Origin of the sequence: Thalassobacterium maritimum (assembly GCF_031127805.1) — a bacterium.
Classification (GTDB): Bacteria; Verrucomicrobiota; Verrucomicrobiia; order Opitutales; family Coraliomargaritaceae; genus Thalassobacterium; species Thalassobacterium maritimum.
Genome location: NZ_JARXHW010000071.1, coordinates 1 through 14,663 on the forward strand (window position 1 = coordinate 1; position 14,663 = coordinate 14,663).

The 14,663-nt window shown below is 49.4% G+C and carries 15 protein-coding genes; 9 read left to right on the forward strand and 6 right to left on the reverse strand.

The features are described from left to right. Positions 1-113: 113 nt before the first annotated feature. Both QEH52_RS18100 and amt read right to left on the reverse strand, forming a co-directional pair. Entirely contained in the window at positions 114-488 is a 375-nt protein-coding gene (locus QEH52_RS18100) for a response regulator (RefSeq protein WP_308952362.1), read from the reverse strand. After that, positions 485-2,641: an ammonium transporter gene (gene amt, locus QEH52_RS18105; RefSeq protein ID WP_308952363.1), complete on the reverse strand. Its 2,157-nt coding sequence runs from the start codon at positions 2,639-2,641 to the stop codon at positions 485-487. Before amt ends, QEH52_RS18100 begins: the two co-directional genes overlap by 4 nt. A 243-nt stretch (positions 2,642-2,884) precedes the next feature. On the opposite strand from amt, the gene QEH52_RS18110 reads away from it, so the two are divergent. From QEH52_RS18110 to QEH52_RS18120, 3 genes are read left to right on the forward strand one after another with little or no spacing between them, the layout of a single operon-like run. Next, on the forward strand, positions 2,885-3,529 hold the full coding sequence (locus QEH52_RS18110) for a sigma-70 family RNA polymerase sigma factor (protein ID WP_308952364.1): 645 nt from the start codon (positions 2,885-2,887) through the stop codon (positions 3,527-3,529). A gap of 26 nt (positions 3,530-3,555) precedes the next feature. Beyond that, positions 3,556-4,230: a hypothetical protein gene (locus tag QEH52_RS18115; RefSeq protein WP_308952365.1), complete on the forward strand. Its 675-nt coding sequence runs from the start codon at positions 3,556-3,558 to the stop codon at positions 4,228-4,230. A gap of 5 nt (positions 4,231-4,235) precedes the next feature. After that, on the forward strand, positions 4,236-5,282 hold the full coding sequence (locus QEH52_RS18120; RefSeq protein WP_308952366.1) for a S1C family serine protease: 1,047 nt from the start codon (positions 4,236-4,238) through the stop codon (positions 5,280-5,282). 48 nt (positions 5,283-5,330) lie between these two features. On the opposite strand, the gene QEH52_RS18125 is transcribed toward QEH52_RS18120, so the two are convergent. The 4 genes from QEH52_RS18125 to QEH52_RS18140 form a co-directional block, all read right to left on the reverse strand. Further along, positions 5,331-6,776 (reverse strand): DUF4139 domain-containing protein, encoded by a 1,446-nt coding sequence (locus QEH52_RS18125; RefSeq protein WP_308952367.1) that lies wholly within the window; start codon positions 6,774-6,776, stop codon positions 5,331-5,333. Positions 6,777-6,954: 178 nt separating this feature from the next. After that, on the reverse strand, positions 6,955-7,584 hold the full coding sequence (locus QEH52_RS18130) for a hypothetical protein (protein ID WP_308952368.1): 630 nt from the start codon (positions 7,582-7,584) through the stop codon (positions 6,955-6,957). A 65-nt stretch (positions 7,585-7,649) separates the two neighbouring features. Further along, entirely contained in the window at positions 7,650-8,048 is a 399-nt protein-coding gene (locus QEH52_RS18135; RefSeq protein ID WP_308952369.1) for a hypothetical protein, read from the reverse strand. A 53-nt stretch (positions 8,049-8,101) separates the two neighbouring features. After that, positions 8,102-8,566, reverse strand: coding sequence for a MarR family winged helix-turn-helix transcriptional regulator (locus QEH52_RS18140; RefSeq protein ID WP_308952370.1), 465 nt, complete (start codon positions 8,564-8,566; stop codon positions 8,102-8,104). 163 nt (positions 8,567-8,729) lie between these two features. Here QEH52_RS18140 and QEH52_RS18145 point away from each other — a divergent pair, with 163 nt between their 5' ends. From QEH52_RS18145 to QEH52_RS18170, 6 genes are all read left to right on the forward strand, one after another. Beyond that, positions 8,730-9,341, forward strand: a complete 612-nt coding sequence (locus QEH52_RS18145) for an Lcl C-terminal domain-containing protein (RefSeq protein ID WP_308952371.1) — start codon at positions 8,730-8,732, stop codon at positions 9,339-9,341. Next, positions 9,334-10,656 carry an MATE family efflux transporter gene (locus QEH52_RS18150; protein ID WP_308952372.1) on the forward strand — a complete coding sequence of 441 codons (1,323 nt, stop codon included), beginning with the start codon at positions 9,334-9,336 and terminating at the stop codon, positions 10,654-10,656. Before QEH52_RS18145 ends, QEH52_RS18150 begins: the two co-directional genes overlap by 8 nt. Before the next feature lie 447 nt (positions 10,657-11,103). Beyond that, on the forward strand, positions 11,104-11,733 hold the full coding sequence (locus QEH52_RS18155) for a hypothetical protein (protein WP_308952373.1): 630 nt from the start codon (positions 11,104-11,106) through the stop codon (positions 11,731-11,733). Between the two features lie 130 nt (positions 11,734-11,863). Next, positions 11,864-13,453 carry an RHS repeat domain-containing protein gene (locus QEH52_RS18160; RefSeq protein WP_308952374.1) on the forward strand — a complete coding sequence of 530 codons (1,590 nt, stop codon included), beginning with the start codon at positions 11,864-11,866 and terminating at the stop codon, positions 13,451-13,453. Between the two features lie 5 nt (positions 13,454-13,458). Next, positions 13,459-13,887, forward strand: a complete 429-nt coding sequence (locus QEH52_RS18165) for a hypothetical protein (protein WP_308952375.1) — start codon at positions 13,459-13,461, stop codon at positions 13,885-13,887. Positions 13,888-13,920: 33 nt separating this feature from the next. Continuing rightward, positions 13,921-14,418, forward strand: coding sequence for a hypothetical protein (locus QEH52_RS18170; protein ID WP_308952376.1), 498 nt, complete (start codon positions 13,921-13,923; stop codon positions 14,416-14,418). Positions 14,419-14,663: the final 245 nt, after the last annotated feature.

A 14,663-nucleotide genomic window follows, 5' to 3' on the forward strand; every position in this document is an offset into this window, starting at 1 on the left:
CAATGGTAGTGCCCCCACGCTGGGGTGCGAGAGTAGGTTATCGCCAGTATTATGGCCCGATTGCACGAAAGTGTGATCGGGCCTTTTTACGTACCTATACCTAAAAAGATGATTTATGGCTGCAATAAACGATCCATTGCCGCGTATAGGTTTTGGAAGTTAATGGGCTTACTGATGTAGTCATCGCAACCTGCTTGCAGTGCTCGTTCGCGATCCCCACGCATTGCATGCGCCGTGATTGCTATGATCGGTGTGTTTTTTGTCTGGGATTTAGATTTTAATTCACTAGCAATTGTCCATCCGTTCTTTCCGGGGAGGCTCATGTCTAAAAGTATTAAATCTGGTGGATGCTCAGCTGCTTTGACTAAGCCTTCTTCACCATCGTTGGCTAACTCGACATTGTATTTCCTGCGTATTAGACGCCGCCGAAACATCTCCCTAAGTGCGTCGTTGTCTTCCACTATTAAAATTCTATATTCTTTCATCATTTGATTGCGATTGTACTTTCGACTTCGAGGACGACAGGCTCTTCTTGTGCTTCTAGGTTTGTGGGAAGTCTCATTTTGAAGCAGGATCCTTTGCCGACTTCGGTCGTCACAGTAACATCTCCACCCATAATTTGGCAGAAGCTTTTAGTGATCGCTAAACCTAGCCCTGTACCGCCGTATTTTCGAGTAGTGGAAGTGTCGGCTTGTGTAAATGCCTGAAAGATCATTTCAGTTTGCGCTTCATTCATTCCTATTCCGGTGTCTTCCACTTCAAAATAGAAACTCTCTATTCCATTATTCCATGATTTACGATACACTCGCAGGGTGATGGTGCCGTTTTTGGTGAATTTCGCAGCGTTAGAAAGTAAATTGAGTAAGCATTGCTGTAGTTTCACTTCATCGGCGACTAAATGATCAATGCCTTCCGACATTTCGACCAGCAAACTGTTGTTATTCTCCTTTATCAAAGGTTGAACGGTTAGTTTTAACTCTTTGAGTAAGTGTTTGATGTCGACTGAAACAGGATACACTTCCATCTGTCCGGATTCAATTTTCGAGATGTCCAAGACTCCATTGATCAAGTGTAGTAGGTGGTGTCCAGCATTTGATATTGTTGTCAGATCTTCTGGTTGTACCATTGCTTCTCCGTCCTTTAAATCTTCCTGAATGAGCTCAACGTAGCCCATTATAATGCCGAGAGGAGTCCTTAGTTCGTGGCTCATATTGGCTAAAAAATCAGATTTTACCTCATTCGCTCGAATGGCATCCGCCTGTGATTCACGAGCTTTTTGGGTCGCGATCTCTCTTTTTTTGAATTCTTCTTCGATACGGTTGAGCACTCGGTTGTATTCGGCTGCAATTTGTCCGACTTCTGTATGTGGTTCAACATGAACACGCTTTGCGAATGTTCCTGCGCGCTGCTGGCGATCCATCTCAGTGATCAAATCGATGAGTTCCGTTGTCGCGCCGTGCTCGGATACGTTCAAACCTGCGAGTTCTTCTTCTTCTGTTACACGCAATTTGGTGAACTTGTTGAGTAATTTAAAAAAGACATATGCAGTTCCAAAACTCCATACAAAGCAGGTCGCGATACCTAACAATTGCGCAGTTAATTGATCGCTACGGCTTAAGCCTGTGGACCATCGCTCAGGCTCACCTAGTAGGGCCACTGCGATCGTGCCCCATGCGCCGCAAAAGGCATGCGCAGATACTGCGCCCACGGCATCGTCGATTTTCATTTTCTCTAGTAAGTGCATTCCGTAGAAGCAAATGATTCCTGCTGCGACTCCAATCAGAGCTGCGCTTGGAGCGCTCACGACATTGCAGCAACTGGTGATACTGACCAGTCCACCAATGATGCCATTCATCAGTGCAGCCGCACGCGTCTGCTTATAATAGAAATAGGCAGTTAGCATGGCGGTGACGCCACCAAATGCTCCTGAAATAATCGTATTAGCGATTACTTTGGGGACATCGTTATTAAATTCAAGTGTGCTACCACCGTTAAATCCTATCCATCCAAACCATAGAACCAGAACACCAGCCGCTGCTAATGTCAGATTGTGTCCTTGGATTTTTCGTTCGGGTGAATCTAGTTGTCCTACGCGAGGGCCTATTATAATGACTGCGGCAAGTGCGACCCATCCACCGGTTGAGTGGACGACGGTGGAACCTGCAAAATCGAGGAAGCCGAGTTTGGCGAGCCAGCCACTCTCGGTGCCTGGGATGATTCCACCCCAAGCCCAATGCCCGAAGAAGGGGTAAACTAAGCCGGAGGTGAATACAGTTATTACCAAGTATGCATTGAATCGCATTCGCTCTGCGACCGCGCCGGATATAATTGTAATTGCAGTGCCACAAAAGACTAACTGGAAAATGAAGAATGCGGCTAGCCACCAATCACGATCTGTTTGGAAGAAGAAAAATCCGCTCCCGAAGAGGCCCCATTGACTACTGCCAAACATGATTCCAAAGCCAACGAGCCAGAATATGGCGGCTGAAACACAGAAGTCGGCAAGGTTTTTGATCGCCACATTGATGCTGTTCTTTGCACGAACCATCCCAGATTCGAGGAAACAAAAGCCCAGTTGCATCGACATGACGAATGCCGCCGCGATTATCATCCATGCGATGTCTAGGCTCTCTTTGCTCATAATATAGGCTTATTACTCGAAGCCTGAGCAGAATGCAGGCCAAGCTATATGTTATTGCGTCTGTATACGTCTTTAGCTTTGGTATTGAGGTACTTTTGCGTCATGCTGGTGTTAGAGTATTTAGTCCGAGGAACTTGTGTGAGGCTGTCTTGTCACTCTTTTGTGTCCTGAAAACCGATTTTTCGATGAAATGCTTACAAGTCGGCGCGTAATTAGCTTTTGCATTTCCGTAATATTTGACTCATGTTTAGTTCAATGGCCAATTCTGGATCAGTCGCAAAATCGATTTTTAACGCTCAAGAGAAGACCGTCTCTGAGCGCGATCTCGATTGGGCCGTAGTACAGCGAGTGCAGGCTGGCAACGTGGGCGCATTTGACCAACTTGTGCAGAAGTACCGAGAGCACATTTTCTCTGTCATTTATAACATGACGAGTAACCGAGAGGATGCATCGGATCTAACTCAAGACACTTTTATTAAAGCCTTTCAAGCCATCGGTCGCTTCAAAGGCAAATCGTCGTTTTTTACTTGGATCTACCGGATTGCGATCAATACCACGATGACATTTCTTAAAAAGCGGAATCGGCGCCGTTTTATCAGCTATGAGAAAATCAACGAAGAGGTCTCAAGTTCAGAAATTTATGAGCGACTGACGGCAAAAAACCGTTCTGAAAAGGGGGCGCTTGTCAGTGAATTACAGGAAAAATTGAACGATGCGCTGCAGAAGTTGTCTCTTAAGCATCGAACAGTCGTTATTTTACATGAAATCGAAGGGTTGGAGCATGCTGAGATCGCGGAAATCACTAAGACTTCCGTCGGAACGGTGCGCTCTCGACTCCATTACGCAAAACAACAACTCCAGTCCTATTTACAGGAATACATCGGTTAATTAGCGCGAGTATTCTAAAGATACCTATGGCAGTACCTATGGCAGACATTAACAAGGCCCAAGAAAAAGAAGTTACAGTCGAAGATTTGCTACGCCTGAAGCGAGCGGAGCGTCCAGATGAGGCTTTTTGGGGCACATTTGATCGTGAGCTCCACCAGCGAATGCTTCAAAGCTTAGTGAAAAAAGATCCTTGGTATGTGCAAGTGCTCCGCGGAGTTTCGGGCCGTATCGCGCAAACGACTGCCGTGGGAGCCGCAGCTGCGTTTTTAGCGGCGGTGATGTTGCGACCCGCTTATGTCGAGTGGGCTCAAACAGGCACCGGAGCGGCCGTCGCACAGCAAGATTCAGAGCTTGGTTTTGATGGTTCTAACGGTCTTAACGGTTCTAATGCTTCTAATGGTTCTGTGTCTGCTTCCATGGAATCCATGGGCGATGCCTCTAGGGGACGCACTGAGCGTGCTCAATTGGCGCTGGCTGCGGCGCAGATTACGGCGCCAGTAACTGAGGTGGCGATGGCTGACTTGGAGGTCGTCATGACCCCTGACTATCAGATCGAAGCCATCAGTGCCGGAGTGGACGCTGCGTATACGCAGGATTTCACGCATGACCGTTTGCAAGTGGCTGCTTATGATAGTGCTGCATATGTGGCAGATACGGCTTCATTTGCGGGCTCGGGCCTTGCGACTGGTTTGGTCTACTAGCCATCATGCGTCTTTGTTTAATTTGCATTGTCCTCGCGTCGGCGTTTGGGGTTCACTTGGTTTCTGCCAACAGCGCCGAAGCTTTAGCTTTACAGGAGCGTCTGCTTGAAGTCTATGAGCAGAACAAAGGGGCGGTTGTCCGTGTCAAAGCGGCATACGCGAGCGGTGAAGTGGACGGTAAGCAGCAGATCATGTTGCGTGTCGGCACTGGTTTTTTTATTAGTAAAGAAGGGCACGTTTTGGTCAGCGCGAGTCGTGCTGCTGGAGCGAATCGCGTTTGGATCGAATATGAGGGCCGCCCCTATGCGACCGAAGCTGTGGGCCACGACCGGTTGACTAATATTTCTGTATTGCGTGTTTTGGAGCCGCCAGAGGGTTTTTCCATCATCAAGTTAGATGCCACGGAGCCGCTACCTAAGACGGGCTCGATTGCTGTGGCGATTACCTGTCCGCTCGATTTTGGTCCGACGCCGGTGATGGGGCTTTTTACCGGTGTTGAAAAACGTCTGGGTAATAAGGTGTTTCCTACCAGCTATATCCGGACCTCTATACCTGTGGATGGTGGCCAGGGCGGTTGCCCGATGTTGGATTTGAATGGACGTTTCGTCGGAGTTTCGGTCGCATCGATCGCTGAATTGAATGGTTCCTTCTTACTCCCCGTAGATGCCCTGGTGCGCGTGCGCGACGATTTGATGTTTTCGGGGCATATCATCCATGGATGGATGGGCTTTGAGGTGGCTTCTAAGTTGCTCGAAGACGATAGCAGTGGTGTTTATCTTTCTAAAGTGATCGAAGACGCGCCTGCAGCCCAAGCGGGTCTGCAGGAGGGCGATCGTTTGGTGTCCATCGCAGGGCGGCCAATTGATAACGTCTTCGACGTGCCGGGTGCCTTCTTCTTTACTCGAGCCAATCAATTCACTTCGGTCGAGGTCGAACGTGATGAGGAATTGTTAAAGCTCTCTGTGAAAACCTTGCCACGCCCTGAGCGCGATCCTGTGATTGCAGTCGAAGGCGATGTGGCAGAGGAGGAAGCAGTCGTCGAGGCGGATTAAGCGGCCCCGTGCGGCAGTCACGACGCACGGAGCGATTGCTGATGACGATTACCAATTGTATTCGACAGTGTAGGACACTGTCTTGGTTTCGTTGGCTGCGATTGTTACAGGAAACTCGATTGTTTGAGCATCGGTCTTTTGGTAGGGGGCGCTGTTCTTCTGGATCTCCCAATTTGACCAGCGGAAGAGATGTTCGATGACTGTTACTGTGACTGCTTCGTCACTGCGGTTGCGAAGTTCGACTTCAAAGCTCTCGCGTAGCATGTCACGGCTAGGCTGCTTATAGAAGTCGGTGCGTTTGCGCTCGCCGACGAGGTCGAAGGCGTTGCCGAGGTAAACGCGGATCGTTTCATTCTTTGGGGTGTGGTCGATTGTATTCTCTCCGGTGAACTCCAGTTGACCGTCACTATCCATACGGTAGAAGCGGGCTTTACCGGCGGGCAGTGCGACGCCTAGGCCATTTGTCTCGTTATTTTTGAACTCTCGGTAGATCGCTACGTCGGCTTGTTGGTTCTGACCGTAGTTTTGGTTGATGTTGAGGCTGCCATGATAGCGTATACCTCCTGAACCGTCATAGATATAGAGCTTTTCAGTGGCGACTTGTTGCGAGCGCACAAACTCTACTTGTTTGGTCTCACTGTCGCGGAGCGTTGTTTTCAGCGGGAGTGAGTACATGTGAAACTCGTCAAACTTCTTGGCTTCAACTTGAGGTGCGTCTGCATATGATTTGGCCATGGCCATTTCCATCACTTGCCCTCTTACTTGAGGGGAAGACTGCACTTTATTGACGTCGCCAGCGATAAGCTTGATGGAGGCATCCTGAAAGCTGGTTCCAGTATTATTATCGATCGATACCCAACCAGTGAGTGTGACTTGGTCGCCTTTTTCGGGCAAGACTAGGTTGTAGTCTGATTTCCAAGACATGCCATTGGTTAGGTAGCTGAGTTGCGCGTCGACTTGAGCGGCTGTTTCCGAATGAAGTTTCCAGGAGAGGGTGGGCTCAAGGATCGAATCGTCACCCAAGCTAGGGAAGAGTGGGGTGCCAGGCAGGCGTGTCATTAATTGGCCATCGACTTGAATGATTGGCTCTAGCATATGCTGCTGTTGACTGCCGTATTGGTTCGTTCTGGTCGTCATCGCAGGGGCGCGAATTATTTTTCCCGATTCGATGACTTCTTTACCATCGACGACTTTGAGGAATCGAATCGTCTCACCTTCGAACATTTGTAATAAGCGCTGCTGATCCACTGGGTCACCGCGATAGCTCTGTTCGAGCACGCTGAGTGCAACTTGCCCGGTCGGATCCCGTAAGATGACTGACTCTGGTTCCAGCTGCGAAGTGACGCCGCTGTAGTTCTGTTCGCTAATGCCCTGTGTTAAATTGAGCGGCACTGTGTCGCGGACGACGCCAAAATTGCCATTGTAGACAGTGATTGCAGTTTGAGCGCTTAAGGAGGTCGCGCAGGCGAGTAGGGTGGGAAGCAGTTGTTTCATAATCGAATTCTATCTGGTTTACTTGAGAAGTGTATAAGATAACAGATCTTAGATTTAAAGTCGTCAGTGATGCGTAAAAACTCTGTCAGGTTTTTGTCATGATGGATGTCATGCTGGAGCTGAATGACTCAGCTTATTCAGGCATCTGTGAATCTTTGAGCGCTGGGGCCTTGTGACTTTATATGGACTGTTCGGCGGATTCGGCGAAATCGCACAAAAATTCCAGAGCGTCTTCAAACTCTTGTCGCGTGTGATCGTTGCCGATCAGCCCCAGTTTGGCGAAGGTCAATGCGCCGCCGCCAATGTAGACTGTGCCTTTCGAGCGTTTGAGCATACTTGCGAGCCAGCTGCGCCGCTCTTTAGTGAGTAGTGTGCCCAGTGCTTCGCCTTGATTGCTGCGTACATCCACGGCGTTATCAAACTGAGTGTCGCCGCTCTTCCAACGAGCTTGTCCGCCACTATCGCGTTGGCGCATGCCTGCCAAGGGGCCGCTTGCCGTTAATTGAGCTTTTAGTTTTGTGTCACTTAGGCCGACCTTCAGTAGGGTTTCTACCTGACGTGTATTTTGCAGGCCTTTGCCCGGCACGGAGAGTGAGATTTCTCGTCCCCGGTAGTGGCCATAGAGGGAGGGCTCATTGCGCACGAAGCCGAGCAGCTTGCTTTCGGGAACGGTGATTTCCAATTGGAGTGTTTCGCTCAAGCGACGGTATTGAGCGATGATTTTTTCTGAAGCGCTCTTCAGAATCAGCCAAAAGATGGCCGCGACCGCGATGGTGAGTGCACTAACAAAGACAATTTCTGTTCCCATGAGAATCAGGGTATCGCCTTCGCAGGCGGGTGCGAGTCATTTTAGCGATCCTCACATTGGTATATCTAGCCAGCGTTTTTATTGTCGGGCGTGTGAGGATTCATCAGTACTGCATAGAATAGGCCGAGGTGAATTAACTGCGAGGGCAGCAATTCCCATTTTTCCAACATGCCAGTGCCAAACATAATGCCGCCCATCAACAGGCAACCTGTGAACGCGCCCCAGCGGATGAAGCGCCCGCCCAATAGAAGCGTTAAACCCACGCCAGCTTCTAGAAAGGGGATGGCGTAAGCGAAGGCTAGGGATGGGAAGCCTGCCAGTAGGCTGCCGTCAAATTGACTCGACATGCCATTGGCGAAGGCTGCGAGCTTGGGAACGCGCACTGCGCCGTGAACTAAAATAGATAGACCAAAGGCGAGGCGGAGTCCCAAATACGCGAGCTGAGAATTGGAGAGTGTTTTCATGTTGGATCGGAGGCCTTTACCCGTGTGATTATTTCCAATAAATTTCGCTACCATCAGCCGCACTGCGGAGCCGCGGCGTTCTCGATGTTCTGATTCATGCGTCGGCAAATCTTTTTGAACAGCTCAATCTCTTCGGGCGTCGAGCCTTGCGATAGGGTCTGGTCGAGCTCCTGAACAATGCGCTTAATTTGTGGCATCATTTGCCGGCCTTTGTCGGTGGGATAGAGCCGGAAGGCACGTCCATCTTGCTGATCGCGTTCTTTGTTAATGTAGCCGTTTTCGATGAGCCGCTTGACTGAGCGTGCGACCGCAGACTTGTCGATCTTGCGAATGCGAGCGATTTCCTCCTGTGAGATCCCTTCCTTCCAATTCACTTCATTGAGTATGTGAAACTGGCCGTTGCCCAGCGAATGGGCGTCCAGAGACTTGGAGAGCAGCTGATTTTTGTCCCGTATCAGTTCGTCCAGAATGAGGTCTAAGGGGGGCTGCTTGCTCTTATCGATAAACTTAGTTGACACGGCTACTATCCTTTTCAATTTGATATAGTTGACGTGTTAACTATCTAGATCCCCGGGGCGCTGTCAATTGTAAGTGCTCAGTGCATATCATTTCGTTCACAGCATGCTTCGGCGCTTGGATTTATTAACAATTTATCATCACGACATAGAAAGGAAGATCACCATGAAAACAACTTTACGAGTGCACGCGGTACGTGGCCAAGAGGGGATCTATGGCGTCAACGATTTTGTGGATAACCAGGATGGCACGATTACCGATCAGGCGACTGGGCTGATGTGGACACAGCGCGACAGTGGCGCGGTCAACGATGATGGCTCGTTGCGCGTCGCTGACGATGTGAACTATGGTCTGGGGCGCACTTGGGTGGACACGCTCGTGTGGGTGGAGCAAATGAATCAGGCGAACTATCTCGGCTATAGTGACTGGCGCTTGCCCGATGCCAAAGAATTACAGAGTATCGTGCAGTATGAGAAGACGACACTGCCCGCCGCAGATACCGAGTTCTTCAAATTGACCCGCCCCGATTGCTATGTGTGGACGAGTAGCACCTGTGGCGACTTCCCGGAATTGGCGCTCTATATCGCTTTCGGCAAGGCCTACGGCATCAACCTGTTTAGCGGCGCTGGCCCTGCTCAAGCGCAACATGGTAGCGAGGGCGCTCGCCCGATGGGGCCGCCACCTATGGGTACCATGGGGCCGCCGCCGGCAGAAGGAAAGAAGCCGCAGCCAGAGCAGAGACAGTCGGTGAATACCGAGATGATCATTTATGAGTAAATTACTGACAGGCAGTGTCAAAGGACGTCTCTTCTGGCTTACCTTGCCGACCATTGCGGGCACCTTCGCGATGATGGTCTTTAACCTGACCGACACGCTCTTTGTTTCGCGCCTCGGTACGGAAGAGTTGGCGGCTATGGGCTTTACTTTCCCAGTGATCATGATCGTCGGCTCACTGGCGATCGGCTTTTCCACGGGGTCGGCATCCATTATTTCGCGAGCCTTGGGTGCCGGGCAACGGGCACTGGCGCGCCGCACTGTTTCGGATGGCTTGGCGCTGACCATCCTCGGCACCTTGGTGGTGAGCCTACTCGGCTTACTAACGGTGAAGCCGCTTTTTTCCATGTTGGGGGCCGAAGGGCGAGTGTTGGATTTAGTGAGTTCCTACATGCAAGTGTGGTATTTCGGGGCGGTCTTCGCGATCTTGCCACCGGTGAGTGACGGCTGTTTGCGCGCCGCGGGCGACATGCTGCGTCCGGTCATGGTGATGATTGTGTGTGCGATTTTTAATGTAGCGCTGGACCCCATACTGATTTTTGGCTGGGGGCCCATACCTGCCTTTGGCATTCAAGGGGCCGCGATTGCGACGGTGATCGCGCGTGCCTTGGGGGCGGGGGCTTCGCTCTTGATATTGCACCACCGCTATCAGCTGATCGATTGGCAGTGGCCGCGACTGCGTGCTTTGCTGCGCTCTTGGAAGAGCATCATTATGCTTGGCGTGCCGGCCGCCTTGAATCAGGCGCTGGCTCCAGTCGCTCAGGGCTATTACATACGGCTCGCCGCCAGCTATGGAGGGGTGCAAGCCGTGGCCGCGATGGCGACTGGCACGCGCATCGAGTCCATCGTCTTTATGGTTTCCATGTCTTACTCGATGGCAATTGTGCCCTTTGTGGGGCATAATTACGGCGCCAGTGCGCATGATCGTGTGCTGGAGACGCGACGTATTAGTAATCGTTTCGCTTTTATTTATGCTGCGCTTACATTGGCTTTATTACTTCCGAGTGCGCGTTGGATTTCCGGCTGGTTCAGTGAGGATCCTGTGGTGGTGCATTTGAGTGTGACCTATTTACTTTTCGCCGTGTTGGGACACGCAGGCCTGCACATTAGCAATTGGTCGAGCCAGTTGCTCAATGTCATGGGGCGCCCGCGCCCGGTGCTGCTCATTAGCCTAACACGCGTCTTTCTATTTGTGATGCCACTCAGCTTTATCGGCATCTATTGCTTTGGCTTTCCCGGCTTAGTGGGGGGCCTGGCACTGGCAAACATGCTAGGAGGCGGGCTGGCCTTCTATATGACACGCCAGCTTTATCCATGATTTTGTCTGCTTCGGTAAGAGTGTGCGCTTATTGGGAAGACTTGTTGCTGCGCGGGCTCGCTTATTTCGGGAAAACCGATGATGATGATGATGATGATGGGGCAAAGGAAAGAAGTCTTCTACTTGGAAAACGGGGATTGCTTCTGTGTTGAAGAAGCGAACTAGCGCGCCCAAACACTTGCATCACTCCCCACTGCTGGGAAGCACCGATGGGGAGCAAGGTTTTGCATTGAAAAAAAAAGTAAAAGGAAGCGGCGGGCACTAAACGACTTGCAACTTATGAAACTTACAAGAACTAGTTCCCTTGGAGGCTTAGGTAATAAACTTCCCGCAACTACGTGCTGATTGAATCAAAAATGGGTCATTTGGCGATCAAACTATAAATAATATAAGAATTAAAAACTCATGAGATGCCGCGCCCGAACTATTCGATATACTTTAACATGCATGGCATGCCTGCTAACAGGCTCGAGCAGCGCACTTGCTTATATAAATATGGTGTATACAGAAGTTGGGGATGATGTGGTCTTAACTGTATCTGGAGGTTACGATAATTTAAATGGGCTCACGCTGGGATCGACTACGGAAGTCATCGATGGAGAAGCTGCAACGGCCAACGCAGGTGGTTTGATCGTTACTTTTTCAGGTAGCAGTTTAGATGTAAACCAGCTGTTTGCAGTGAGTACTTACACCTATAATCGAATCGATGATGCGACATTAGTGGGTGATGATGTCACTTCAGGCTTTGTGCTAGCAGATATAACAGAAATCGACGCTGATGAAGGGGCATTTGCATTTGTAACGAATGCATCCGGAGACACTGAACTCCACCTCGCTTACGATGCGACGAACGAAACACCTTATACTTCAGTCGCCTACTCTGGCACAGCAACATGGTATAATAAGGGTATCGCTGACTTAGGTCTGGCTGTTGGTAATACTGAAATACGTTGGGATTCCGGCAACCAAGGGATTAACTTCACCGTCGTACCCGAGCCCTCTGCATATACTGCCCTGGCTGGCCTATTCGTCTTAAGTATGGTCGCTACTCGTCGTAATCGTAAAGCATCCGTTTAACAGGATAACGCTTTGAGCTTTTTGAGAGAGGGGGCTAGAGATATTAAATTAACTAGGCTATAGAGATATTACCGACGGCAACGATACCTTCACTTACGACTACGTAAGCGATGGTAATCTGCTTGCATCCATGACCGCCTCGCAAGACACTGTGAGTTATTCGTATGAGACGAATCGCGACGTCATGACCATTATCGACAACAAGGTATCCGGAAGCAGTATTTCGAAATATACCTATACCTACGACGCCCTTGGTCGCCGCGACGACCGCGCGCAATCAGGTAGCGAAATCAACACCGCCAGCACGGATGACTTCACTTATAACAGTCGCTCCGAAGTCACTGGCTCCAGCAACAGCGTTGAAACCGCCACCAAGTGGAATCCGACGTATTCGTTTGATAAAATCGGCAATCGAATAGGGAGCGTGGGCGTCTCGCCCAACGCCTACACGGCGAACGAGCTGAATCAGTATACCGCGATTGTTTCGACGAATCCCGTCCATGACCTAGACGGTAACCTCACGTCCGACGGCGGCACCTGGACCTACACATGGAACAACGAGAACCGTCTCGCCTCCGCCACCGACGGCACGACTACCATCGACTTCACCTACGACTACCAAGGCCGCCTCGTCAAAAGAGACGACGGCACCGATGTCTCGGTTTATGTTTATGACGGCTGGAATCGAATTTTTGAGATTTCCAACCCCGGATCTCAAATCGAAATGACTTCGTCGTTTCTCTGGGGCCTCGACCTGAGCGGTAGTATGCAGGGCGCCGGCGGAGTCGGGGGCTTGCTCAAAGAAGGCGACCTTTATCCGCTCTACGACGCCAACGGAAACATCATGCAAAAGCTCGACGGAGCGGGCGCAGCTGTCATGTCGGTCGATTACGATCCGTTTGGAAATATCATCAATGGAACTTTGGTCGGTGAATACGGTTTTTCGACAAAACCGCTGATCGACGGAATCGATTGGTATTATTACGGCTTTAGATATTATGATCCGCAAACGGGACGTTGGCCATCGAGGGATCCGATTGGAAAACAGGGTGGGATTAATCTCTATGGATTCGTAGGAAATGAAGTGACCTACGCTATCGACTTTCTCGGCCTTACCAAAACGTGCCAATCTGTTTCCTTTTCTGTTTCGATACCAGCAACAAAAGGTAAGATACGATTAGCTCCTCCCTTTTATGCGAAAGTCGGCGGTTCGTTCTCCATTGCTGTTGAGGGAGAGATATGCGATGAGTGCTGTGATGGAGAAATGAAAGAGACGTGGGAGATTTCAGCTACTGCGTCTGGTTCAGTAGGAATTACCCTTGGGGTCGGCGAAGATATCGATGTGAGCTACGGAAGAAATTTTTCTATCACTGGTTTTGCTGGTGCTCAAGCAAGCGGAACTATTGGTGTGTCTGGTGGTGGCTCATTTGGTAAGTCTTGCGATGGAACCGTTACTGGCACTGGTTCTGGAAGTGTTTCTGGAGACTTAGGCGTTCGTGGTGGAGCAAGCCTGCAAGCTACTCTGAGGAAAGGTAGATGGGAGTGGGAATTTGCTAAAACCTCAGCGACGATAAGCGGCACAGCCGGAGTCTCCGCGGATTACGAATTTAAGTGCAACACTTCTGGGTGTTCCTTGGAAAAATTTGGTGATTATTCCGTAAATGCCAGCGTTACGGCAGAGGTTTGTGCGCTTGGATATTGCATCAGTCACACTTTCTAGAAATTATGAGATTAATTATTTTCATTTTTATTTTCACTGCTGGCCACCAAGGATTTTCTAATCTCTTATACACTGAGTATCACGAGGGTCCTGTAAAAATTATTGAATCGGGAGGTCATGAAGGCGATGAATTCACCAAGATAAGTTTAGGAAAAGAAGTTAATTTCCAGATAAGAATATTTCAGACTGAATTTTTCGGAAGGAATATTATAAGTGCAAACGCTTTGATTAAGAACGATACAGCTAGTGACGTTCTTGCGGTTTATTCGGTAGCATTTTTTGATGCGAAAAAGAAGTTAATCGGATGTGTTCAAGGTAACTGGGATTTGGCTAAGAACGCAAAAGTCGACTATGGAAGCGGTATTGTTTATGCGGATACCGATTCAGTTCGTAGGATTGAGTCGATGAAGATTTTAATTTCAGTCTTTGAATAGGTGATGGAGCCGCTGTTTCAAAATTACAGCTCTATGCATTCTTGGGAGCTCTTGAAGATAAATCAAATTTATGAGCTTCATCGTTCTGGAAGGGGCGTTTTTCTTGGCTATTTGGTCTTTTCGTTAATTTTAGTTGTTGTTGGAGTTGTTGTTTTAGTTGTGAGAGGCGACGGTTTTGGAGTATCTGTCTCATATGTAGCTTTTGTGGCAGCAGCTGTATTTTTAGCCATAGGTTTTTTCCATTCGAGTTCAGTGAAGAGGTCAGGCCCAATATTTTCATATAATCCCGCAGAGGGGATTATCGAATTTGATTCACTAAAAGTTCGTGATGCACTTGAGAGGTTAACCTTTTCTTATGAGGTGCATCGTGGAACTTCTAACTACCCGAATAGCGAGTTGAATTTAATTCTCGATGGCGAAAGAAGACGGTTTCTTTCATCGCGTGGCGAGAATGTTACACTAGAAAAAGTTGTTAAAGAGCTAGAGGCATTGGGTTTTGGTGTCGTTCGATATAGGCATCCCGATGTATAAAGGGAGTCTCAAAAAGGGGACATTCCGTAATGTTTGCGGTCTTTCTTTAGCCGCTTATCGTATCCACCGAACAACGACGCAACTGGCCACCACTCGGCTCTCGCCTCTCAACGGTTCCAATCGGCCGTCCCGGCGATGGAAAAAGGGGTCAAACGTAGAATATAAACATTGACATTCTTAATGTTGATACGTGCATTGTGGTGTCATGCCCCGCAAGCAACGCATCGAATACCCTGGAGCGATCT